The sequence below is a fragment of the Prochlorococcus marinus XMU1405 genome, from assembly GCF_017696275.1.
GTDB classification, from domain to species: domain Bacteria; phylum Cyanobacteriota; class Cyanobacteriia; order PCC-6307; family Cyanobiaceae; genus Prochlorococcus_A; species Prochlorococcus_A marinus_AB.
On the sequence record NZ_JAAORF010000003.1, the window covers coordinates 406,500 to 431,331 of the forward strand.

The 24,832-nt window shown below is 33.8% G+C and carries 17 protein-coding genes and 1 tRNA gene; 9 read left to right on the forward strand and 9 right to left on the reverse strand.

The window, feature by feature from the left end:
• Positions 1-9: 9 nt before the first annotated feature.
• The 6 genes from HA148_RS08310 to rpsT form a co-directional block, all read right to left on the reverse strand.
• Positions 10-162, reverse strand: coding sequence for a high light inducible protein (locus HA148_RS08310; protein WP_011863593.1), 153 nt, complete (start codon positions 160-162; stop codon positions 10-12).
• Positions 163-215: 53 nt separating this feature from the next.
• Positions 216-4,316 (reverse strand): DNA-directed RNA polymerase subunit beta', encoded by a 4,101-nt coding sequence (locus HA148_RS08315; RefSeq protein WP_209131854.1) that lies wholly within the window; start codon positions 4,314-4,316, stop codon positions 216-218.
• Positions 4,317-4,349: 33 nt separating this feature from the next.
• Positions 4,350-6,254: a DNA-directed RNA polymerase subunit gamma gene (locus HA148_RS08320; protein WP_209131856.1), complete on the reverse strand. Its 1,905-nt coding sequence runs from the start codon at positions 6,252-6,254 to the stop codon at positions 4,350-4,352.
• Between the two features lie 39 nt (positions 6,255-6,293).
• Entirely contained in the window at positions 6,294-9,587 is a 3,294-nt protein-coding gene (rpoB, locus tag HA148_RS08325; protein ID WP_209131858.1) for a DNA-directed RNA polymerase subunit beta, read from the reverse strand.
• 231 nt (positions 9,588-9,818) lie between these two features.
• Complete coding sequence (locus tag HA148_RS08330) at positions 9,819-10,613, reverse strand: TatD family hydrolase (RefSeq protein ID WP_209131860.1); 795 nt, start codon at positions 10,611-10,613, stop codon at positions 9,819-9,821.
• A 17-nt stretch (positions 10,614-10,630) separates the two neighbouring features.
• Complete coding sequence (rpsT, locus tag HA148_RS08335) at positions 10,631-10,924, reverse strand: 30S ribosomal protein S20 (protein ID WP_209131862.1); 294 nt, start codon at positions 10,922-10,924, stop codon at positions 10,631-10,633.
• Between the two features lie 120 nt (positions 10,925-11,044).
• Between rpsT and hisD the strand changes: the two genes are divergently transcribed.
• Complete coding sequence (gene hisD / locus HA148_RS08340; RefSeq protein WP_209131864.1) at positions 11,045-12,331, forward strand: histidinol dehydrogenase; 1,287 nt, start codon at positions 11,045-11,047, stop codon at positions 12,329-12,331.
• Here the strand turns inward: hisD and rpiA are convergent.
• Both rpiA and HA148_RS08350 read right to left on the reverse strand, forming a co-directional pair.
• Entirely contained in the window at positions 12,328-13,041 is a 714-nt protein-coding gene (gene rpiA, locus HA148_RS08345; RefSeq protein ID WP_348535246.1) for a ribose-5-phosphate isomerase RpiA, read from the reverse strand. The genes hisD and rpiA overlap by 4 nt on opposite strands.
• 46 nt (positions 13,042-13,087) lie before the next feature.
• Entirely contained in the window at positions 13,088-14,218 is a 1,131-nt protein-coding gene (locus HA148_RS08350) for a trypsin-like peptidase domain-containing protein (protein ID WP_209131868.1), read from the reverse strand.
• Between the two features lie 160 nt (positions 14,219-14,378).
• On the opposite strand from HA148_RS08350, the gene rimP reads away from it, so the two are divergent.
• From rimP to infB, 4 genes are read left to right on the forward strand one after another with little or no spacing between them, the layout of a single operon-like run.
• Entirely contained in the window at positions 14,379-14,846 is a 468-nt protein-coding gene (rimP, locus tag HA148_RS08355) for a ribosome maturation factor RimP (RefSeq protein WP_209132217.1), read from the forward strand.
• 35 nt (positions 14,847-14,881) lie between these two features.
• A complete protein-coding gene (gene nusA, locus HA148_RS08360; RefSeq protein WP_209131871.1) occupies positions 14,882-16,273 on the forward strand; it encodes a transcription termination factor NusA in 1,392 nt (463 codons plus the stop codon).
• 5 nt (positions 16,274-16,278) lie between these two features.
• Entirely contained in the window at positions 16,279-16,563 is a 285-nt protein-coding gene (locus tag HA148_RS08365; protein WP_245152047.1) for a YlxR family protein, read from the forward strand.
• A 43-nt stretch (positions 16,564-16,606) separates the two neighbouring features.
• The gene (infB, locus tag HA148_RS08370) at positions 16,607-20,017 is read left to right on the forward strand and encodes a translation initiation factor IF-2 (RefSeq protein WP_209131873.1); all 3,411 of its coding nucleotides are present in this window, start codon (positions 16,607-16,609) and stop codon (positions 20,015-20,017) included.
• A 16-nt stretch (positions 20,018-20,033) separates the two neighbouring features.
• On the opposite strand, the gene HA148_RS08375 is transcribed toward infB, so the two are convergent.
• A complete protein-coding gene (locus HA148_RS08375) occupies positions 20,034-20,270 on the reverse strand; it encodes a DUF3493 domain-containing protein (RefSeq protein ID WP_209131875.1) in 237 nt (78 codons plus the stop codon).
• Positions 20,271-20,324: 54 nt separating this feature from the next.
• On the opposite strand from HA148_RS08375, the gene HA148_RS08380 reads away from it, so the two are divergent.
• The 4 genes from HA148_RS08380 to HA148_RS08395 all read left to right on the forward strand — a co-directional run bounded on the left by HA148_RS08380 (position 20,325) and on the right by HA148_RS08395 (position 24,826).
• Positions 20,325-20,396, forward strand: a tRNA-Thr gene (locus HA148_RS08380).
• A gap of 18 nt (positions 20,397-20,414) precedes the next feature.
• Entirely contained in the window at positions 20,415-21,968 is a 1,554-nt protein-coding gene (locus HA148_RS08385; protein WP_209131877.1) for an ArnT family glycosyltransferase, read from the forward strand.
• A gap of 40 nt (positions 21,969-22,008) precedes the next feature.
• Positions 22,009-23,100 carry a glycosyltransferase family 2 protein gene (locus HA148_RS08390; RefSeq protein WP_209131879.1) on the forward strand — a complete coding sequence of 364 codons (1,092 nt, stop codon included), beginning with the start codon at positions 22,009-22,011 and terminating at the stop codon, positions 23,098-23,100.
• 106 nt (positions 23,101-23,206) lie between these two features.
• On the forward strand, positions 23,207-24,826 hold the full coding sequence (locus tag HA148_RS08395) for a photosystem II high light acclimation radical SAM protein (RefSeq protein ID WP_209131881.1): 1,620 nt from the start codon (positions 23,207-23,209) through the stop codon (positions 24,824-24,826).
• Positions 24,827-24,832 lie beyond the last annotated feature (6 nt).

The window sequence follows — 24,832 nt, forward strand, 5'->3', positions numbered from 1 at the left end:
AAACTATGTTCACCATAACAGCAAACCATGTTTTAAGAAAAATTCTGTAAGTATTAATGCAATAAATCCAATCATAGCCATTCTGCCATTAAGTCTTTCATTATAAAAATGGAAACCATAACGAGGTAACTTTCTTTTAGGAACAATTTCAGGCTTAATCATTACTTGCAAATTAAAAATTAATTCTAGTTAATAAAAATGATAATAGAAAAAATTTATTCATCGGACAAAAGTCCCTCTTCTTGTAATCCTTCCAATGCTGCTGGATCTGGCAATTGATCTTCAGAGAATTGATTTTCAGCACTAGGTCTTGCGAAGGCTGCAAAATTACTAGAAGAGGGATCGATTCCATGTCGATTGCGAGTAGTCTCCAAATCTTCATCACTAGGATCATCAAGTATTGCAGTAGAGCTTACTGCGGGAGTTTGTGGCATATCAACTGTGTAGTCTGGTCTTAAATTCTGCGCTCTTCTATAGCCGCCAGATTCCTCAGCAAGGATATCTGGGTGGGGACCAGCCTCTGAAGCTAGTTCCTCAACAAATCCACTAAAACCAGTACCAGCGGGTATAAGCCTACCAATAATGACATTTTCTTTTAAACCTCTTAACCAATCAGATTTTCCTTCAATTGCAGCTTCCGTAAGAACCCTTGTAGTTTCTTGGAATGAGGCTGCTGATATAAAGCTATCTGTATTAAGAGAAGCTTTTGTTATGCCCAACAAAACAGGTGTAAACTCTGCAGGAGCTCCTCCTGTAATCGCCATCGCTTGATTTGTATCTTCCACTTGCCTCAATTCTATAAGTTCTCCAGGTAAGAGAGTAGTATCACCTGCATCTTCTATGCGGACTTTACTTGTCATTTGTCTGACAATAACCTCGATATGTTTATCATCAATTGCGACACCCTGAGACTTATAGACGTTTTGGACTTCATTTACCATAGTTCTTTGCAGTTTGGATATAGATTCTCTAGCTGCATCTATTAAAGTTTTCTGATCTTTTAAATCGTTAAAATAACACTCTAATAATTCATGCGGATTGATTGGACCATCAGTTAAAGATTCTCCACCTTTAACTTGTTGACCATCACTAACCATTATATTTTTTCCAATTGATAATTGATATTCATTAACTACATCATCTTTTTCAATAACCGTTAAAGAAACTGATTCTTCATCATTGCCTTTTTTAATCTGAACAATTCCAGATTTTTTACATAGAATTGCAGAATCTCTGGGTCTTCTAGCCTCTAATAACTCTTCAATTCTAGGTAGTCCCTGAACAATATCTCCTGTTTTCTGCCTTTCAAAAACAAGTAAAGCTAAACCATCTCCCCTGAGAACTAAATCTCCGTCTTTAACATGTAAAACTGAATCAGGAGAAACCATATAAGGCCTGCCAAGCCTTAAGGTTACTGAATTGCTAGAAATTTCTTCGATTTCTCCACAAGAAGTAGACTTTTCAGATTTACTAATATCATCACCATCAACTACACGATCGCCTACTTTAACGGCTGCTTTATTACTGATCTTAATTTTAATTTTATCCTCTTCTCTTTCAACGATTAACCTTCTTATTGGTTCATCATCACTAACATTTGGTAATTGAACAATTCCTTCTTCTTTACAAAGGATTTGAGTGGTAGCTATTACATCTCCTTCTTTAACTAATTGTTTATTCTTAACTTGCAATTCTGTATGTGTTGAGCCATGACTGGAATCGGATATAGTATCTCTTCTTACAAGAATAGACTCTAATATCACTAAATTTAATCTATTTATTGATGCATCTTTTTCGTCTTCAATCGACTCTACATCAATAGTCATTTGAGGAGTGGCATCAAAACTTTCAACGCTTAAATGTGTTCTGAGCAATTCAACTCCTTCTACTGATTTGATCAATTCACCATCTTTATAAGTAAGCCTTTGGATTGCTTTTAAGCCGAGATGAGGACCCTTTTCCTGTTTAATATGTGATAATTGAGGTAACTCTGCTTGATCTGGAATAGTAAATTCTTCTACTGTTCTTAATAACAAACCTCTACATTTTGGGTTTTCTAATTTTTGAACGAAAAGAATTTCTTGATTATCAATTCCATCTAAAATCTTTTCGCCTGGATTTACTAAACTGCCTTCTTCTGAAAATCTATTTAAAACTTCTTCATCGTCACATTCATGAAAAGTTCCATTTCTTACAGTTATTTCACGAAGAATATCATTTTTCTGAGTCACCGTAACGATTCCTGAGGTTTGACTAAATATATCTTTCACAACTTCTGTTCCTGCTTCTATCCATTTCATATCCTCAATCATCAGAAGAGATATATCTTTGTTTATTTCATGAGTCTCTTGTGGAATCCAGAGCAATGTTCCACCATGACTAACCTCAAAACCATTTTTAGATGATCTCGCTTTTTTAACACTTAATTCAGGTGAGTACTTTACTAAACCTCCAGTTTTTGTGCGGTACCTTTCATCAGATAAATCAGCTATGATCTCACCACTACTTAATTTACTACCAGGAGAAGTGGTCAAACGATAAGAGGTTCCATCTTCAGATTCCAAATGATGGATTTGCCCTGAATGAGTTGATTCTGTAATTAATTTAAAATTGCTTAAAGACATCGACGTAGTGACAATCTGCACTTCTCTAGAATCCCCTACTGATTCTCTTAATCTAACTTGCCCACCAAACTCACTTGATTGACTTGCCTCTGCCAAAACATTTCCTTCTTTTACATATTTTCCACTTGAGATAACTGGTATTGCATTTGGCGGTAAGTTATAAACATCACCAGCTAAAACCCATAATCTTCCTAATCTTTGAGCTTTTAAAGTAATATTTCCTTGTCTATCTGTGACTTCCTTTGGTTGAATAACCTTGTCATATCTAACTTGACCAGCCAAGTCACATATTACATCCTTTGTCGCTTTCTCAACGCTCTTCTTTACTGCACCAGCAGTGATTTGAGCAACTGTTATATCAGAATTAATTTCTTCACCATTCTCAACGAATAAAAGTGATCCACTGGAAACCTCAATTTTTTGAGATTTGGTAGAAGTATTTCCTTGTGGAACTATTTTTAAAATAAAATCAACTTCTGCTTGTTTAGCTTCTACGCCATGTGGAGTTCTATAACCTCTAACCTTTGCTTTTGAACTGAATTCAACTTTACCAGCAATTTTTGATCTTACTACACCACTTTCTGCAGTTGATACACCTCCAGTATGGAAGGTTCTCATTGTCAATTGAGTACCAGGTTCTCCAATAGACTGAGCAGCAATGATTCCTACTGCCTCACCTAAGTCAACTAGATGATTATGAGCTAAAGCCCATCCATAACATCTCCTACAAACCGATCTATTCGCTTCACAAGTCAATGGAGATCTTATTTTTACTTTTTTGATTGATGACAACTCAATTTTTCCTGACAATGATGGATCTATTGCAGTGTTTTGAGGAACAATTAAATTATCTTCAGAATCAAAAATATCTTCAGCTGTAAGTCTCCCAAGAAGCCTTGCTCCAAATTTACCATCTTCAGCTTCAACAACTATTGATCGTTCTGTCCCACAATCTTCTTCTCTAACAATTACATCTTGAGCGACATCAACCAACCTTCGAGTTAAATATCCAGAATCAGCAGTTCTTAAGGCAGTATCAACCAAGCCTTTTCTTGCTCCATAAGAAGAAATTACATATTCAGTAACAGTAAGTCCCTCTCTAAAATTCGTTCTTATTGGCAAGTCAATAATTTCTCCTTGAGGATTAGCCATCAATCCTCTCATGCCAACAAGTTGTCTTACCTGAGACATGTTGCCTCTTGCTCCTGAATTAGCCATCATCCAAACCGAATTTAGAGGATCGTTTTCATTGAAATTATTTTTAACAGCGTCAACTAATCTTTCATTAGTTTCAGTCCAGGTATCAATAACTTTTGTATGTCTTTCAACTTCTGTTATTTCACCAAGTCTGTAACATTCTTCAGTAGCAGATATTTGCTCTTCAGCTTGTCCTATCAAATCTTGTTTAGCGGCAGGGACTTTTAAGTCATCAACAGAAATAGAAACTGCAGCTTGTGTAGCATATTTAAATCCTAAATCCTTTAAGTTATCTGCCATGGCGGCAGTTATAGCAGTACCATGAGTTTTAAAGGACCAAGAAACTAAATTTTTTAAGGCTTTTTTATCAATTACTTTATTCTTGAATGAAGGCGGGGTTTTAGCCAAAGTAGGCATTGTAACAGGATTATTCTTTTTGGAATTTTTGGTAGTTTTACGTACTCTGGAAGTTTTTTTAGGTTTAGATGATGTCATGATTTTTAAAAGAATGGAAATAGTTTTTAAAGATTACGTTTTTGATACAGAATCAATGATGGTATAATTCATCACTACCCTCCCGACAGTTGTAAGAATAAATCTACTGATCAAATTATTCTGAGAGTCAAATCTATCTCTTCTTAAATTCCATATTTCTATTCTTGATCCATCTTCTAGCTCTTCAATTTTTTGTGGATTACTCATTTCATCTTCTTCTTCTACTTCTCCATTAAATCTAACCCATACCCATTCATGTAAGCTGAGTCTTTTATCTTCAAAAGCAAAAATTACGTCTTCTAGTGAAGCAAAAGTAATTTTATTATCTCCAAAATTTGGTTTTTGATAATTTGGTTGCAAAGCAGTCAGATAATAAGATCCCAAAACCATATCTTGTGATGGAGTCACAATTGGCTCACCAGTGGCAGGAGAAAGAATGTTATTACTAGCTAACATTAGCATTCTTGCTTCAGTTTGTGCCTCTAATGCCAAGGGAACATGAACTGCCATTTGATCTCCATCAAAGTCAGCATTAAATGCAGGACAAACTAAAGGGTGAAGTTGTATTGCTCTGCCTCCAACTAATTTTGGTTCGAAAGCTTGTATTCCTAACCTGTGGAGAGTAGGTGCTCTATTCAAAAGAATTGGATGACCCTCAATAACTTCCTGGAGTACCTGCATAACCTCATCATCAGCTTTTTGTATTAATTTTTTTGCAGCTTTAATATTATTTACAATGTTTTGACGTATTAATCTATGAATGACAAAAGGTTGGAAGAGCTCAATTGCCATTTCCTTGGGGAGACCACACTGATGCATTTTCAATTTTGGGCCTACAACTATTACTGATCTTCCTGAATAGTCAACACGTTTACCAAGAAGATTTTGTCTAAATCTTCCTTGTTTTCCTTCAATTATATCGCTAAGGGATTTAAGAGCTCTATTATTAGCTCCGACAACAGTTCTTCCCCTCCTTCCATTATCTATGAGAGCATCAACTGCTTCCTGAAGCATTCTTTTTTCATTTCTAATGATAATTTCAGGAGCTAAAATTTCTTGAAGTCTAGCTAGTCTATTATTTCTATTTATAACCCTTCTATAAAGATCGTTTAGATCAGAAGTTGCGAACCTTCCCCCGTCAAGTTGAACCATTGGTCTAAGATCTGGAGGTATAACAGGAATTGCATCTAAAACCATCCATTCTGGCTTGGCATTAGTTGCAATAAAATTATCAATGACTCTTATTCTTTTTATAAGTTTTGCCCTTTTCTGACCTTTACTACTAGTAATTTCTTCTCTGAGCTCTTCAGCAACCTGATTTAAATCAAGGTCTTCAAGTAATTGCTTCAAGGCCTCAGCACCAATACCCACAAAAGGCTCATTTTCAATTGTCGAATCTTCAGCGTAAATTTCATCTTCAATTTCCAGCCACTCATCCTCAGTGAGTAATTGCTTATATTTGAGCTCTTTGTGATCTCCAGGATCTAAAACAACGTAACAATTAAAATAAACAATTTGTTCTACATCTCTAAGTGGAATATCCAAAAGTATTGCTACATAACTAGGAATACCTTTCAAATACCATACGTGAGAAACTGGAGCAGCAAGTTTTATATATCCCATCCTATGTCTTCTAACTCTACTCTCAGTTACCTCAACTCCACATCTCTCACAAACAATGCCTCTATGTCTGACTCTTTTGTATTTACCACAATGGCATTCCCAATCTTTAGAAGGCCCAAAAATCTTTTCGCAAAACAATCCATCCATTTCTGGTTTAAGTGTTCTGTAGTTAATAGTTTCAGGTTTCGTTACCTCACCCACCACTTGTCCATTGGGCAATGTCCTCTGTCCCCAATCCATTATTCTTTGAGGAGAAGCTATTGAAATTTTGACGTAATCAAAGTGATTTTCAGTTCTTAAGTTGCTGTTTGTCATTTTTGGGAAATTTAAGTTAAATGTTTTTTAATTAAGTCTTTAATCTTCTTCATATTCAGAGGTTCCTAGTGATTCATAGGTCGGCCTTGATGGAGTATTTCTTCTAGGATTTATATCTTGCATTAAATCAACCTCTTTTCCTTCATCTGTGTAAACCCCAATATCTAATCCTAAAGATTGTAATTCCCTCATGAGAACTTTAAATGACTCAGGTGTACCAGGCCTTGGGATTGGCTTGCCTTTTACAATCGCATTAAGAGCTTCATTTCTTCCTTGCATATCATCAGATTTTACTGTTAATAATTCTTGGAGGGTATAAGCTGCGCCATAAGCTTCAAGAGCCCAAACTTCCATTTCACCAAGTCTTTGCCCACCTTGCTGGGCTTTACCACCCAAGGGTTGTTGTGTAACCAAAGAGTAAGGCCCAGTTGATCTGGCATGTATTTTATCATCAACCAAATGGACTAACTTAAGAAAGTGGGAGTATCCAACCGCAACTGGCTGATCAAAGGGTTCACCTGTCCTGCCATCTTTAAGTAATAACTTTCCGGGATCTTCAGGATTATAAACCCATGCTTTTCCAGGTTGTTTCGAAGCCTCCTCTAAAAATGCCTGAACAGTCTGATGTGATTTTTCAGCACCATACATTTCATCAAATGGAACGACTTTAACCCTACAATTTAAGTTGGAGGCTGCCCAACCCATCAATAATTCAAAAACTTGTCCAACATTCATTCTACTAGGAACTCCTAAGGGATTAAGAACAATATCTACAGGTGTTCCATCAGGCAAGTAAGGCATATCTTCTCTAGGCAAGATTCTGCTTATAATCCCCTTATTACCATGCCTTCCAGCCATTTTATCTCCTACTTGGATTTTCCTTCTCTGGGCCACATAAACTCTAACTACCATATTGGCACCTGGAGGTAATTCATCACCCTGTTCTCTGGTATAAATGCGAACGTCCAAAACCCTCCCCTTTTCAGTCTTTGGGACTCTCAAGGAGTTGTCTCTAACATCTCTGGCTTTTTCTCCGAAAATAGCTCTCAAAAGTTTTTCTTCAGGTGGTTGGTCTGATTCCCCTTTTGGAGTAACTTTTCCAACAAGAATATCTCCACTCTCGACAAAAGCACCAATTCTAATTATTCCCATTTCGTCAAGATTATTCAAGCTTTCTTCAGAGATATTTGGAATTTCTCTTGTAATTTCTTCAGGTCCTAGTTTTGTTTGTCTCGCTTCAATTTCATACTTTTCAATATGCACTGATGTATATAAATCATCAGTTACCATTCTCTCGCTTACAAGAATTGCATCCTCGTAGTTGTATCCCTCCCATGGCATATAAGCAATCAAGACATTCTGACCTAGTGCTATTTCTCCTCCTTCACATGCCGATCCATCTGCTAAAACTTGCCCGGATATGACTTGATCTCCAATTTTTACGATGGGTCTTTGGTTAAGGCATGTGTCTTGATTTGATCTTTGATATTTTTGGAGATAATGAAAATGTTCATTACCATTATTATCTTTAACAATAATCTCATTAGCATCAACGTAAGATACAGTACCGTTTACTTTTGTTATGGGGACCATTCCAGAATCTCTGGCAACTTGAGATTCTAATCCTGTACCAACTAAAGGTCGTTCTGGCCTTAGTAATGGAACGGCTTGGCGTTGCATATTCGATCCCATTAGAGCTCTATTAGCATCATCATGTTCCAAAAAAGGAATGAGTGAAGTTGCTACTGAAATTACCTGAACAGGAGAAAGCTGGACATAATCAACTTGATAAGGAGGAACTTTTTCAAAATCTTGTCTATATCTTACTGGAATAAGACTTGCAAGTATATTTCCATCTTTGTCAGTTGCCACATCTCCTGGAGCCACCCTGCACTCATCTTCTAAATCAGCAGAAAGATATACAGGATTACCCTCTTTAATAACTTTACCGTTATTAACTTTCCAAAAAGGAGTTTCAATAAAACCATACTCATTCACTCTTGCATGAGTAGCTAAAGAGTTTATAAGACCTGCATTAGGACCTTCAGGAGTCTCAATTGGACATAATCTTCCATAATGTGAGGGATGAATATCTCTTACGGCAAAACCTGCTCTTTCCCTTGTTAAACCTCCTGGACCTAAAGCAGAGATTCTTCTCTTATGGGTTAATTCAGCCAGAGGATTTGTTTGATCCATAAATTGACTTAATTGACTAGAACCAAAAAACTCCTTGATAGCAGCCACTAGAGGTTTAGGATTAACCAGCTGAGCTGGAGTAAGAGAATCTGTTTCTCCAACAGTCATTCTTTCCTTAATAATTCTCTCTAAGCGGTTAAGTCCAACCCTTACTTGATTTTGAAGGAGTTCCCCTACAGATCTAACTCTCCTATTACCGAGGTGATCAATATCATCCAAACTCGCACCACCAACATCTAATTCTAGGTTTATTAGGTAATCGATAGTAGAAAGAACGTCCTCATGAGTTAGAGTTCTAACTTCATCAGGAACTGTAAGCCTTAATTTTTTATTAATTTTATATCTACCAACTCGTCCTAAATCATATCTTTTGGGATCAAAAAATCTACTATGTAGTAGCTGTTGACCACCAGAAACAGAAGGAGGTTCACCAGGACGAAGCTTCTTGTATAGCTCGAGCAAAGCTTGATCTTCTGAATTTATACCCTCGTCGTTAGCTGAATCAATTGAGTTTTGATAAAATTCTGGATGCCTAAGTTTATCTACAACATCATTATCAGAAAGACCCATCGCTCTCATAAGAACATGAGCATTAATTTTTCTTGTTTTATCAACTCTTACGAAAAGTAAATTATTTTTGTCAGTCTCAAATTTTAACCATGCACCCCTATTAGGAATAACACTAGCATTATAAGTTCTTCGACCATTTTTATCTTGTTCATCTTTGAAGTATACTCCTGGACTTCTAACAATTTGATTAACAATTACCCTTTCAGCACCATTTATGATGAAAGTTCCTCTTTCAGTCATTAATGGTAACTCTCCTATAAATACCTCTTGTTCTTTTATTTCGCCTGTCTCTTTATTAATTAACCTGCAAGTTACATACATTTGAGAAGCAAATGTTGCATCTCTTCTTTTTGCTTCCTCAACATCATGTCTTGGTCTTTTTAACTTGTATTCTTCACCAATAAAATGTAATTCTAATTTACCTGTGTAATCAGAAATGGGAGAAAAATTTTGTAACTCCTCTATTAGACCCTTTTCCAAAAACCATTTAAAGCTTGCTCTTTGTACTTCAACTAAATCTGGTAGATAAGTAGCTGTTTTTGCTACCTGTAAAGCGCTACTGCTCATCCAAGAAAACCCGCCGTTATGTGAGATTAACTATTTACTTAAAATCTACTCAATATTTAGTCGTTTAACTTGCCATTTAACTTGAAATCAATAATTAAATCTCGATTCCAACAAAAAATCAATTTTTAACAATAAAATTGAGCTTCTTGGCCGTAAAAGCATTAGTTGAATAAGTTAAAACTAAAAAATTAAGAAAATTTCCAGTAATTTCTAATTGTAGCAGTTTTTATGTCAACTTAACAAGTCAAATTTAAACAAATCTTCAGCATTTTTGGATGACTCTTTTGCAATATTAACTAATTCCGTAGACCTCAAATCTGCGATGAAATTTGCAACATTTTCAACAAATGCAGGTTCATTCCTTTTCCCTCTATGGGGGACAGGAGCTAAAAAGGGTGAGTCAGTTTCAATTAAGTATTTATCGGGAGGAACTATTTTGGCACACTCATGAATTTCATGTGCTTTTGGAAAAGTCACTATTCCACTAAAACTTATATAAAAACCAAGATCCAAGAATTGCTTCATTTCTTTTGGAGTTCCTGTCCAGCAATGAAGCACGCCTCTAGGGCATTTACCTTTTTCATAAAGTTCATTACAAATCTCGATCATTTCATTTGCAGCATCTCTGCAATGGATAATTACAGGCAATTCAAGTTCATAAGCCAACTCCATTTGTGGAATAAGAGCATTAATTTGCTGAGTTTTATTTTCACTTTTAAAAAAATCTAAACCTAATTCCCCAATCGCTACAACTCTCCTATCTTTTTTAGCGGAGGTTCTTAAAAAAGATTTAGAATTTATTTCCCATTTTTCGGCCTCTAACGGATGCAAACCCACTGAATAAAAAATTTCATTAAACTCATGGGATAATTTTTTTAACTTAGGAATTTCTTTTAATTCACAACATGCATGAACTAGTTTTTTTACACCTCTTGAGCGCAATCTTTGGATTACATCTTCAAGATCTTTCTCAAAATTTTCGAATATTAAATGACAGTGAGAGTCTATGAGTTCAATATCGCTCATAACTTTGATCAGTATTTTTATTTAGCGGTGAAAGTAGTTTTTACAAAATTGTTGATTTTTGATTTCTTATTAGCCCCATTATTCTTGTGAAGAACATTTTTTTTAACTGCTTTATCAATTAAACTAAAAACGTTATTAAGACTTATTTTCACTAAATTTTTATTATCCTCAGTGGGATCTTTTTTGTATTTTTGGCAATTTTCTAAAGTTTTTTTAGTCAAAGTCCTTACTGTAGACTTATATGATTTATTGATAAGGCGATTTCTTTCGGCAATCTCTATTCTCTTTTTTGCTGATTTGTTATTGGCCACAGAGGTTATGTAAATATAAGATACTTATCATAACAAATAATTCGGCTACTAATCAATCATATATAATTTAAATAGGTTATAAAAATGAGATGCGCCCTTTGATTTATATAAATTAAGAAAATGAAGATTGTAAATGATAAAAAAGAGGCTATCCAAGAATTAAAAAGGATTTCTAATAGAACTAATTCAGAGTGTAATTATAAGATAAATGCAATTGTCGAAGAAATTCTTCAAGAGGTAAAAACTTATGGTGATTTAGCCGTAGAAAAATATACAGAAAAATTTGATGGTTTCAACCCTAACCCTATGCAAGTTAGCAAGAGTGAGTTGAAACATGCATGGGATACAATTGAAAGTAATTTAAAACAATCTCTTGAAGTAGCACATAGAAGAATTAAAAAATTCCATGAACAAGAAATACCTTCATCTTTCACCATCAAAGGAGAGCATGGTGACATTGTCCAAAGGAGATGGACGCCTGTAAAACATGCAGGTATTTATATTCCAGGAGGTAGAGCTGCGTATCCTAGTACTGTTTTAATGAATGCAATACCTGCAAAAGTTGCAGGAGTACAAGAGATTTCAATGGTATCTCCTGGGAATTCAGAAGGGAAAATAAACAAAACTGTTTTAGCTGCAGCTTATTTATCGGGAATCAATAAAGTTTTTAGAATTGGAGGAGCTCAAGCAATAGGTGCTTTGGCATTTGGAACAAATCAAATCGATAAAGTTGATGTTATTTCAGGCCCAGGAAACATATATGTAACTACCGCAAAAAAACAAATTTATGGCTCTACTGGAATTGATTCCTTAGCTGGCCCAAGTGAAATATTAATCATTGCAGATGAAACAGCTCACAGTAAACATATTGCATCCGATTTACTTGCACAAGCAGAACATGATCCTTTAGCTTCTTCAATACTTTTGACCACATCAACGCGTCAGGCAAAAGAAGTTTTAGAAGAAATTTATAAAAGATTAGATGATCATCCAAGAAAAGAAATTTGCGTGCAATCAATAAACAATTGGGGACTAATAGTTATTTGCGAAAATCATGAATCATGTATTGAATTAAGCAATAACTTTGCTCCAGAACATTTAGAAATTATAGCTTTAGATTCAAAAAAAATTCTTGGAGGTATAGATAATGCAGGAGCAATATTTTTAGGAAAATGGACGCCTGAAGCTGTTGGAGATTATCTTGCTGGACCAAATCATACATTACCTACATCAGGAAATTCTAGATTTAGCGGTTCTCTAGGAGTTGAAACTTTTATGAAAAACACTTCAATAATAGAATTTAATGAAAAAAGTTTAAAAGTTAACAGTATAGATATTATTAATCTTGCTAAAAGTGAGGGCTTACATAGTCATGCTAACTCTGTACAAATAAGATTTGAAGATTAGCCAACTTTTGAGGGAGAATAAACAACTGGAATACTGTTTTCAATTTTGCCAACCAATACTTTGTCTGTAAGATCAACGAATAAACCGTTTTCTAGTACTCCTGGAATATTATTAATACTTATTTCGATGTCTCTTGGATTCTTAATACCATCATTAAACAATACATCTAGAACTAGATTTCCTTGGTCAGTAACAACCGGGCCAGCTTTTTTAGTAGCCATTCTTAACTTGGAATTGCCATTCATTTTTGAAATAACTTCCTGAACTTGCTTCCAAGCATTTGGAAGGACCTCAACAGGTAAAGGGAAGGATTGATTTAAGTTTTGTACGAGTTTAGTTTCGTCAACGACAATCAATAAATGATTAGCTTTAGATGCTACTAATTTTTCTCGAACATGGCATGCACCTCCCCCTTTTATTAATTGAAATCCTGGATCAACTTCATCTGCCCCATCAATAGCTAAATCGATTTGAGAAACAGAAGCTAAATCAATAAGCGGAATATCTAGTTCGAGAGCCAAAACTTCGGATTGAAAGGAAGTTGCTACACCTTTTATATTTTTAAGTTTCCCAGAACGAATTTCATTAGCAAGACTTTTTATCATTAGGGCAGCTGTAGATCCAGATCCTAATCCGATAACCATGTCACTCTTTATTTCATTAATTGCTGCATCAGCAACTATTTGTTTCATTTGCGTTTGAGAATCCAAAATCTTTTTCTTAAGGTTTATAGATTATTAAATTTCAATCAGTGATTTATGTCAAACCTGGGAGAGGTTCTGGTTTGATGTTAATCTTTATCTCTTTATTATCTCTTAAAACATTTAATAGAAATACTTTACCTATTTCAGCTTTCTCTACTTCATCTAGTAAAGCTTTTGGTTCTTTTATAGAGATATTTTCGGCTGCTATTACCAGATCACCTCTTCTTAAACCAGCTTTTTCAGCAGGACTATTAGGAATAACTGATTGAATTAAAGCTCCATTTCTTTCAGGTAGTTGTACAAGCGAATTAGGATCTTGATTATGTTCTTTCGCAATTCTAGGATTCAAAGAAATCAATTGGACGCCTAAATATGGATGAATAACTTCACCATTTTTAAGCAACTGGTCAGAAACACTTTTAGCTAAATTAATTGGGATAGCGAAGCCCAGACCAGCTCCTGGGCCACTTCTAACTAAAGTATTTATACCTACTACCTCCCCATTTGAATTAATCAGTGGTCCGCCTGAATTTCCTGGATTTATTGCAGCATCAGTCTGAATAAGATCAAGCCTTTTATCTGAAAAACCAAGACTATTAATATCCCTATGAAGGCTACTTACGATTCCTAAGGTAACTGTTTTTTCTAAACCATATGGAGTACCTAGTGCGATTGCCCAATCTCCAACTTCAAGATCTTCAGAATTACCTAGAGGGGCAAAGTTAGAATAAGTAGATTTATCAATTTTTACTAAAGCTAAATCTGTTATTGCATCAGTTCCTAAGACTTGCCCATCACAGACTGTACCATCCGCCAATGTTACCGAAACATCATCTACTCTTTCAACAACATGAGCATTTGTAAGAACCAAACCATCTTGATTAATAATTACTCCAGAGCCTTGACCTCTCTCTCTCTCTGGAGAAATTCCTTGCTCACCAAGTAAATCCCTCAATAAAGGGTCTAGTAAAGTGGGATCAAATTGTTGCCTCTCAACCAATCGCTCAGTATCAATTTTAACAACTGCTGGTCCAACATTTTTTACTGCAGATGATACAAAATTGTGACTTTCTGAAGAGGTCAAAGCTAAAACTTCAGCTTTTTGAGTGAAATTAAATAAACAAAAACAAATAATAATGAATAATTGGATTAAATTAATAAATTTAATCTTGAGAGAATTCATGTATTTAATATTTTTTTGAATTTATAAAGTAAATCTAATTGAAGAAATATATTATTGTTGTTTTTTTGTTTACATCCATAAAATACAAATTTTTAAATTTTTTTAGAAAAAACTCTTCATATATGTGAGAATTATTTTAAATAAAGTTTTTGAATTAAATTTGAACAAAGAAAATAGAAGTAAATTAGAAACTCTATTAAAAAAAGTTGCGAATCAATGGAATTTCGAAATCTGCAATTTAAATATACAAACCAATCAAAATCCAATTGTTGTTAAAATCATCATTAGTAAAACAAATGGTGATGATATTTCACTCGATGATTGTGCGCTATTTAATACCCCAGCATCTGAAGAAATAGAAAATTCAAATCTTTTAAATTGTTCATATGTGTTAGAAATTAGTAGTCAAGGGGTCAGTGATGAATTAACCTCAGAAAGAGACTTCAAAACTTTTAAGGGTTTTCCAGTTAATGTTGAGCTAAACCAGAAGAATTCAAAAATTAAATTTCTGAATGGTTTACTTTATGAAAAGTCTAAAGATTACTTAGCCATTAACATAAAAGGTAAGATTAATAAAATCCCTTTTGATGAAGTACTAAAGATTAGTCTTTGTACATTAAAAGATTAATTATTTTCACCCATTATTCAATTTTCCCATCATAGATGGCATTAGTTATTCTCCCAGGTTTAAACAATCTCATTGAAGACATTAGTGAGGAAAAAAAGTTACCTCCTAATATCGTGGAAGCAGCATTACGCGAAGCTCTTTTAAAAGGATATGAAAAATATAGACGAACTTTTTATATTGGAGTTAATCAAGATCCATTTGATGAAGAATATTTTAGTAATTTTGATGTTGGACTCGATTTAGACGAAGAGGGTTACAGGATATTGTCTAGTAAGGTAATTGTTGAAGATGTGGAGAGTGAAGATCATCAAATATCTCTATTAGAAGTTCAACAAGTCGCTGATGATGCTCAAATAGGTGACACAGTAGTTTTAGACGTTACTCCGGAAAAAGAAGATTTTGGGCGAATGGCTGCCTCAACAACAAAGCAAGTTTTAGCCCAAAAATTAAGAGATCAACAAAGAAAAATGATCCAAGAAGAATTTGCAGATTTAGAAGATCCTGTCTTAACTGCAAGAGTTATAAGATTTGAAAGACAATCGGTCATTATGGGAGTTAGTTCCGGTATTGGTAGACCTGAAGTGGAGGCAGAACTTCCCAAGAGAGATCAATTACCAAATGATAATTACAGAGCAAATGCAACTTTCAAAGTATTTTTGAAAGAAGTTAGCGAAGTAGCCAGAAAAGGTCCACAACTTTTTGTAAGTAGAGCAAATGCTGGTTTAGTAGTTTATTTATTTGAAAATGAAGTGCCAGAAATTCAGGAAGGTACAGTAAAAATTGTTGCAGTCTCTAGAGAAGCCAACCCTCCTTCAAGAGCCGTTGGACCAAGAACAAAAGTAGCTGTTGATAGTGTTGAACAAGAAGTAGATCCTGTAGGTGCTTGTATTGGAGCTCGAGGAGCAAGAATTCAACAAGTAGTTAATGAATTAAGAGGAGAAAAAATTGATGTTATTAAATGGTCATCTGATCCAATTCAATATATTTTAAATTCTTTAAGTCCTGCGAAAGTCGATCTAGTAAGATTAGTTGACCCTGAAGGGCAACATGCGCACGTATTAGTTCCTCCTGATCAATTAAGTCTCGCAATCGGTAGAGAAGGTCAAAATGTAAGACTTGCTGCAAGATTAACTGGTTGGAAGATTGATGTTAAAAACTCACATGAATATGATCAGGAAGCTGAAGATGCTGCAGTTTCTGAATTAATCGTTCAAAGAGAAGATGAAGAGAATCTCCAACGAGAAGCAGAATTAAGATTAGAAGCAGAACAAGCTGAGCGTGCTGCAGAAGATGCAAGATTAAGAGAGCTTTACCCTCTTCCTGAAGATGATCAAGAATATGAAGAAGAACAATACCAAGAAGAATTTTTAGATAATGATCAATTAGAGACGGTTCAAGATAGCGAAATATCCGCTAAAGAGGAGTGAAAAAATTGATCCAAAAAAAACCCGTTTTGCGTATATGCATTTCCTGTAGAAAATCATATGACAGGAAAAATCTTATAAAGATTACCAAAGATCATAAGAAAGGCATTATGTTTCATGAGGGAATGGGTCGATCAGCTTACATTTGCAAGTCAAAAAAATGCTACTCAGATTCCAAAATTAAAAAAAAGCTTCAGAAAGCTTTAAAAACATTTTTAGAACCTGAATTTGTTGATATTTTGAAAAAGAAATTACAAGCTACAATTTCTATCCCAATAAGGGAATATAATTAAATTGAATCCTCTTCTAACTTAAAAAGAGTACAAAACAGATTAAATGACTATCAGCGAAAAAATTAGAATTTACGAACTTTCCAGAGATTTAAATCTGGACAATAAAGATATTTTAGATGCCGCTCAAAAACTTTCAATTTCAGTCAAAAGCCATAGCAGTTCTATTAGTGCAGAGGATGCAAAAAAAATAAAAAATCTTATTTATAAAAAAAATAATTCAGATAAAAAAATACTTTCCGTTAATAAACCTTCAATTAAAAAAGACAATGTCAAACAAAATATAGGAGAAAAATCTCCTAATATCCATTCTGTAAAAGGTAAACCTTTCAAAGATAATTCAAACAAAAAGCCACAATTGATAAAACCTCTTAATAAACCTGATAGTCAAAAAATAAATACAAATAAATCTACAAATATTAATAAACCGACTATCGTAAATAGTTCACAATCTCAAGCAAACCTCTCAAATTCAAATTCAAAAAAGAGTCAACCTTCACAAAAATTCAACCAGGATACGAAAGCTTTCCAAAAAAACACAATCCCACCTATCAAAAGTCCTGCGAGACCAACTATTCAATTAATTGCAAAGCCTAAGAACATAAATAATAACCATAAATCTATTGAATCTCCTAAAAACATAACTAATTCAGGGGACAAAAGAAAAATATCAAGCAACCCTTCTCAAAATGCGAACAAAACTCAAACAAAAAATTTTAATAATAAGATTAATCCCCCTGAATTGGTAGGAGCTCCGATAAGAAGAGACGATCTTAATAAGCAAAATAACAATCAAAACTTTTCTTTTAAACAAAATGCATCAAACAGTTCTGGTGTTCCCAACAGACCTGGCATACCCAACAGACCTGGCATACCCAACAGGCCTGGCTTCAGAAACAAACCATCAGATCAAAGCAGAACAGGTTCAGTTAATAGGCAAGTCAATCCTAATCGACCTGGTGCACCCAGCAGACCTGGTGCACCCAGCAGACCTGGCATATCCAACAGACCTGGCTTCAGAAACAAACCATCAGATCAAGGCAGAGCAGGATCAGTTAATAGACAAGTCAATCCTAATCGACCTGGTGCACCCAACAGAAATGGTATATCCAACAGGCCTGGTTCTAAATTCAATGGTCCGAAATCTGCAGGAATTAGGAAACCAGTATCGCCTAATGAACTTTTGCAACTACAAAAAACTAATAAACCTGAGAAAGACAACCCTGCAATAAAAAATAATGAAAAACAAAATATTGAAACACCAAAACAAAAGGTTAAAGCTCCCAATAGCCGTTTAAATACGGCCCCAGGTTCCAAAAAAACGCCAAATAGAACATTTTCAAATAGTTCAAAAAAACCAGGGAGGACAGATTGGGATGACAGTGCAAAATTAGAAGCTTTAAGAAGTAAAAATAATCAGAAACAAAGACAGAAAGTACATATTATCGGAGAAAATGATGATTCATTAACATCTGAGACCAGTGGATATTCAGGTGAAAAAATTTCAATTTTATCAGCTAGTTTAGCGCGTCCCAAAAAAGAAAAATCTGATGAAACTAAATCTCAAAAAAATATAAAACAATTTAAGAAAAAGAAAAAAGAAACAACTAGGCAAAGGCAGAAAAGAAGAGCTATGGAACTTAAGGCTGCAAAAGAGGCCAAACGAGTAAGACCTGAGATGATAATAGTTCCAGAAGAAAATTTAACAGTGCAAGAATTAGCTGATAAATTAAGTCTTGAAAGTTCTGAAATAATTAAATCTCTTTTCTTTAAAGGAATAACAGCAACCGTAACCCAATCTCTAGACTTAGCAACTATCGAAACAGTAGCAGAAGAATTTGGAGTTCCTGTTTTGCAAGATGATATCCAAGAAGCTGCTGAAAAAACAGTAGATATGATTGAATCAGATGATATTGATAATCTTATAAAAAGGCCACCTGTTATTACAGTAATGGGTCATGTTGATCATGGGAAAACAAGTCTTTTAGATTCCATCAGAGAATCAAGAGTTGCTTCGGGAGAAGCAGGAGGTATTACACAACATATTGGAGCTTATCAAGTTGAATTTGAACATGAATCAAAAAAGAAAAAATTAACTTTCCTAGATACCCCTGGTCACGAAGCCTTTACAGCAATGCGAGCACGAGGCACAAAGGTTACTGATGTTGCTGTTCTTGTAGTAGCCGCTGATGATGGTTGCAGACCTCAAACTCTCGAGGCCATTAGTCATGCAAGAGCTGCAAAAGTACCAATTGTTGTTGCAATAAATAAAATTGATAAAGAAGGGGCATCTCCTGAAAGAGTCAAGCAAGAACTTTCCGAAAAAGATTTAATTGCTGAAGATTGGGGAGGAGATACTGTGATGGTTCCAGTAAGTGCCATCAAAAAACAAAATATTGATAAATTGCTTGAGATGATTTTATTAGTTTCAGAAGTTGAAGATTTGCAAGCTAATCCTGAAAGATCGGCAAAAGGTACAGTTATAGAAGCTCACTTGGATAAAGCCAAAGGACCTGTAGCAACTTTGTTAGTACAAAACGGTACATTAAAATCCGGGGATGTTTTGGCTGCAGGCTCAGTCCTTGGGAAAATTAGGGCGATGGTTGATGAACATGGCAATAGAATCAAAGAAGCAGCACCATCATGCCCAGTGGAAGCATTAGGCTTTAGTGAGGTACCAACAGCAGGTGATGAATTTGAAGTCTATGCTGATGAAAAAGCTGCTCGAGCAATAGTCGGAGACAGAGCTACAGATGCCAGAGCAACAAAATTGGCTCAGCAAATGGCTTCTAGGAGAGTTAGCTTATCCTCTTTGTCTACTAAAGCAAATGATGGAGAATTGAAAGAATTAAACTTAATTCTTAAGGCAGATGTTCAAGGTAGTGTTGAAGCGATATTGGGATCTCTAGAACAATTACCAAAAAATGAAGTTCAAGTAAGAGTTCTACTTTCTGCACCTGGAGAAATTACTGAGACAGACATAGATCTTGCTGCTGCCTCCGGTTCAGTAATCATTGGGTTCAACACCTCATTAGCATCTGGCGCAAAAAGAGCAGCTGATGCTAATGACGTTGATATAAGAGAATATGAAGTAATTTATAAACTCTTAGAAGACATTCAATTAGCTATGGAAGGTCTCCTTGAACCCGACCTTGTAGAAGAATCATTAGGAAGAGCCGAAGTTAGAGCAACTTTCGCAGTCGGTAAAGGAGCTATTGCGGGCTGTTATATACAAACTGGCAAATTACAAAGGAATTGTTCTCTGAGAGTTATTAGATCAGAGAAAGTAATATTTGAGGGTAATTTAGATTCTCTAAAAAGAGCTAAAGATGATGTAAAAGAAGTAAATACAGGATTTGAATGTGGAGTTGGCTGTGATAAATTCTCTACATGGATTGAAGGAGATATAATCGAAGCATTCAAATTTGTCACCAAAAAGAGGACATTATCACAATAATTAAACATCTAACTCATTAATCTTTATTTCTATCAAAGATTAATAAAGTCGGAAAAATAACACAAGCACCCAACTGTATAAGAAGGTTATTTTGCTGTAATTCGGTTCCGCTTGCAATTCTGGAAAGCATTATAATAAGCCCCAAAAATGCAGAGCCGCTAAAAGCTATCCACAATATTCTTCTTAATCCCTTGAAAGGAGATTGGGATTCCTTTAACAATTTCTTTTTCAATTCAGGATCTATTTTTGACATAAATTCTTTCAATTATAAAATTAAGTCTATATGAAAAATTCAATATTTAATTTGGCCGGTATAGCTCAGAGGTAGAGCAACTGTCTCGTAAACAGTAGGTCATTGGTTCAATTCCAATTATCGGCACTTAAAAAGCAAATTAAAATGGTTAATAAAATTTTAAAATTTAGATATCTTTTTAAAGTATTTGTTTTTATTCCTCTTATATTTTATTTTGGCAAAAGAAGTTATATTGCCTTTGATGAAGGTTATTATGCACTACAAGCTAGATGGATATTAGAAAAAGGTAACTGGACAATTCCTCTTTGGTGGGATGAATATGTTTTAGATAGAACAATAGGATTACAGTTTTTAATAGCAAAGTCACAAGAGTTATTTGGAAGAAATATTTTTTCTGCATATCTACCAACAACAGTTGCTTCAATATTAATGCTATTTACAACTTATAAATTACATGAAGAATTATTTAATAAAAAATATGCAATTATATCTCCACTAATCCTTGCTACAACATATCTATGGTTTGACTACTCACACTTAGCCACTCAAGATATTATTTATTCATGTTTAGTAACTATTGGAGTATTAGCTTTAGTCAAAATAAAAAGTAAAAATAACAAATTCTATATTCTGCTTTTTGGAATTTGGATTGGTTTAGCTTTTATTATGAAAACTTTTTTAGTTTTTGTACCGTTATTATCACTCATACCATATATTTTTTTTAAAAAAAATTTTTTATTCGTCAAATTCTTTTGGTTGGGACTACTTATTGGATTCATTCCTTTTTTATTGTGGACTTTTTCTATCAACCCTTATTTAGACAAAAATATTATTTTTTACTTATTCGAAAAGTTTAACTTTCTATCAAGTAAAAATACTTTCACAAATCCTTTCTATTATTATTTCTGGAATATACCTTTAACATTTCTGCCATGGAGTTTTTTCACAATTATTGGCATAACATATAACATTTCTCAAAGTAAGGAGAATAAATATATACTTGCTTTTTTCCCCTTGATTTTAGTGGCGGTCCTTAGCATTTTCTCTACAAAAACACCCTACTATGCTCTACAAATCTCATCTATTTTTTCATTAAATACTTATGTAGGAATAAAATTTTTATTCAATTCTTATAGATATAGTCGGTTTTTTATATTTATGACTTCAAAAATAATTCCATTATTTATATTTGCTCTTACTTTCACATATTATTTTTTCTTTAAAGATTCAATTAATCTTAATACAAAGGAAAACACATTTATAATGCTTGGATTATTATCTTTCGGGTTTGCTTGGTCGTTAATAAGACATAAAAATTCGTACAAAGAAATATTAATAACTCTCATAATTGGGCCTTACTTATTCACTTCATTTATTTTGCAATCAGGTTTATTCACTGATAGATCTAGAGAACTAAGAGAGAAAATGGAATATGTTTCATCCCTTGATTTAGTAAAAAATCAAACGATCATGGTTGATAAAAAAGGAATCAACGATTCTCGATCCCAATCAAAAATCATCAGGATTTCTTTAGCAACACCTAAATTAGGTATGGGATTAGAAAGTATTAATCAATTAAAAAAATCTGAATTAGCATGGACAACTGACCTTAAAGCAATAAAAAATAATGATGATTCTTATGAAGTGATATACGAAAATGATATTTTAAATCCATGGAAATTAATATTAAAAAAGTAAAAAATCCATTTATAATAAGTGTCGATAATAATCTTCAATAATGAGATCTGTTAATAGTTGGAACTTAACTAATAATAAACTTCATCAATTATTCAAAGACAATAACGAATTTATTTCAATTAAAGTTCGTGGTAATACTTGGGAGCCAATCACTAGATGGCTAAAATTAGATTCAAGAATTTTTAGAGAAACTACTAGCAAAGCAAGAATAACTTTATGCGATATCGAATCTCTAGCAGAAATTTATAACTACAGATCAATTAGATGGAAAGCAAAAAAACTAACTCCTATGCCCACTAAGGTAATTCCAAAATCTATTAAAAATATTTTTCGGAAAATACCAATCATCAAACAACTCGCCTATGAACTCGAAATAGTTTTTTATAAATATAGTGAAAATAATTCTGAACATTTAATATCAATAGTAATTCCTGCAAGAAATGAAGCTGGTAATAAAGAACTTTTAATTAATGCTTTAAATAAATTCAAAAACATTCGGAATAATTTAGAAATTATATTCGTTGAAGGCAATAGCAATGATAATACATATGAAATTTTGAATGAATTAAAAGAAAATTTCTCAAATTTCTTCAAGATATCTCTTTTAAAACAAACTTCTAAAGGGAAGAAAAATGCAGTCGTGGAGGGATTTAATATTTCTTCAGGTGAAACTCTCGCCATAATTGATAGTGATTTTACAGTAGATATTGATGACAGTATTGCAGCAATTATGGAATCAACCAAAAATAAAAATATCCTTATCAATTGCGCCCGCACAACTTTTCCAATGGAAAAAGATGCGATGAGATGGGCAAATTATATAGGAAATAGACTCTTCGCAATTTTTCTATCAATACTAATAAATAAGCCTGTATCAGATTCACTCTGTGGAACAAAAGTTTTTTCAAGAAAATTCTTTAAACTTATGAAACAAAACGGAAGTTGGGATTCCAAGTCTGACCCATTTGGAGACTTTACAATAATATTTGAAGCTGCGAAAAATAACATTAAAATACTAAATTATCCTGTTAGATATTACGCTAGAAAATCTGGAGCACCAAATATATCTAGATGGATAGATGGATTAAAACTTCTAAAAGTATGCTGGATTTATATGATTTCTGATATGTGAATTAAATAAAATTTTCACAAGTATTTTCTTAGGATTTTTAATTTCTCCAAATTAGTAATAAAGTAGTTAGATTCTTAAAAGAAATAAATTCATTAAATTTCATAACATGAATTTTAATTTGAAGTTCGAAAAATTAAATAAAAAAAATTACCAAAGAAAGCACTATGGAAAAATATTAACTGTAAGATTGCCATGTAATCCAATATTTCCAATAGGTCCTATTTATTTAGCAGACCATATTCATAAATGTTTTCCAGTTTTAGAGCAGCAATTCATTGATTTAGCAATAATTCCATCTAATAAAGTTTCCAAATATTTAGCTAGAAAAATTGATCAATTTAGACCACATCTAATCATTTTTTCATGGAGAGATATACAAATTTATGCACCTGTTGATGGTAGAAGTGGAAATCCCCTACAAAACTCTTTTGAAGTTTTCTACTCAAAAAATATCTTTAAAAAAATTAGAGGTTCCTGGGGAGGATTAAAATTAATTGCATCTCATTATGGAGAAATATATAGAAATACTTCTTTAGTCAAGATGGGACTAAAAAGAGCACAAAAATACAATAAAAATGTAAAAGTAATTTTAGGAGGTGGGGCTGTTAGTGTCTTCTATGAACAATTGGGGAATCTACTCCCAAAAGGAACTGTAATTTCAGTTGGAGAGGGAGAAAATCTCATAGAAAAAATAATTAGAGGAGATTCAATAGAAGATGAAAGATGTTATATTGCTGGACAAACACCTCGGAACAAATTAATACATGAACAACCTTCAGGAACTGTAAAAACAGCCTGCAACTATAAATACATTAAATCAATATGGCCTGAATTCGATTGGTATATAGAAGGTGGCGATTATTACGTAGGGGTACAAACAAAAAGAGGTTGTCCTCATAATTGTTGTTTCTGTGTTTACACAGTTGTGGAGGGGAAGCAGGTTCGCGTTAATCCTGTTAAGGAAGTAATCAAAGAAATGAAGCAATTATATGATCTTGGAGTAAGGGGATTTTGGTTCACAGATGCACAATTTATTCCAGCCAAAAAACATATTGAAGATGCAAAAACACTTTTGCAAGCAATTAAGGACCAAGGCTGGGACGATATTAATTGGGCTGCATACATCAGAGCAGATAATATTGATGCTGAGCTAGCTCAGCTAATGGTTGATACAGGTATGAGCTATTTTGAAATAGGTATCACCTCGGGATCTCAAGAACTTGTTAGAAAAATGAGATTAGCTTATGACCTTGAAACTGTATTAAATAATTGCAGAATGTTAGTCAAATCCGGTTTCAAGAATCATGTTTCAGTTAATTATTCATTTAATGTTTTTGATGAAACGCCCAGCACCATAAGACAAACAATTGCTTACCATAGAGAATTAGAAAATATTTTTGGTAAAGGCTTAGTTGATCCAGCTATATTCTTTATAGGTTTGCAACCTCACACTCTTCTTGAGAAATACGCTTTGGAGAATAAAATTTTGAAGCCAAATTATAATCCAATGAGCATGATGCCCTGGACAGCGAGAAAACTTCTCTGGAATCCAGGGTCACTTGGAAAAAAGCTTGGTCAGGTTTGCTTAGAAGCTTTTGATAATCTAGAAGACGAATTTGGCAAAACAGTTATTGACATTCTTGAAAGAGAATATGGAAAGTCTTCCTTAAAGGAATCCCTAAAAGTGCGTCCTTTATCACAAAGGAAATTAGCTCACTCTAAATAACAAATT

Coding starts and splice junctions, on each gene's coding strand:
- hisD (WP_209131864.1), top strand. CDS start 11,045: ATGAAGATTGTAAATGATAAAAAAGAGGCTATCCAAGAATTAAAAAGG.
- infB (WP_209131873.1), top strand. CDS start 16,607: ATGACTATCAGCGAAAAAATTAGAATTTACGAACTTTCCAGAGATTTA.
- HA148_RS08395 (WP_209131881.1), top strand. CDS start 23,207: ATGAATTTTAATTTGAAGTTCGAAAAATTAAATAAAAAAAATTACCAA.
- HA148_RS08310 (WP_011863593.1), bottom strand. CDS start 162: ATGATTAAGCCTGAAATTGTTCCTAAAAGAAAGTTACCTCGTTATGGT.
- HA148_RS08315 (WP_209131854.1), bottom strand. CDS start 4,316: ATGACATCATCTAAACCTAAAAAAACTTCCAGAGTACGTAAAACTACC.
- HA148_RS08320 (WP_209131856.1), bottom strand. CDS start 6,254: ATGACAAACAGCAACTTAAGAACTGAAAATCACTTTGATTACGTCAAA.
- HA148_RS08330 (WP_209131860.1), bottom strand. CDS start 10,613: ATGAGCGATATTGAACTCATAGACTCTCACTGTCATTTAATATTCGAA.
- nusA (WP_209131871.1), top strand. CDS start 14,882: ATGGCATTAGTTATTCTCCCAGGTTTAAACAATCTCATTGAAGACATT.
- rpoB (WP_209131858.1), bottom strand. CDS start 9,587: ATGAGCAGTAGCGCTTTACAGGTAGCAAAAACAGCTACTTATCTACCA.
- HA148_RS08350 (WP_209131868.1), bottom strand. CDS start 14,218: ATGAATTCTCTCAAGATTAAATTTATTAATTTAATCCAATTATTCATT.
- HA148_RS08385 (WP_209131877.1), top strand. CDS start 20,415: ATGGTTAATAAAATTTTAAAATTTAGATATCTTTTTAAAGTATTTGTT.
- HA148_RS08390 (WP_209131879.1), top strand. CDS start 22,009: ATGAGATCTGTTAATAGTTGGAACTTAACTAATAATAAACTTCATCAA.
- HA148_RS08375 (WP_209131875.1), bottom strand. CDS start 20,270: ATGTCAAAAATAGATCCTGAATTGAAAAAGAAATTGTTAAAGGAATCC.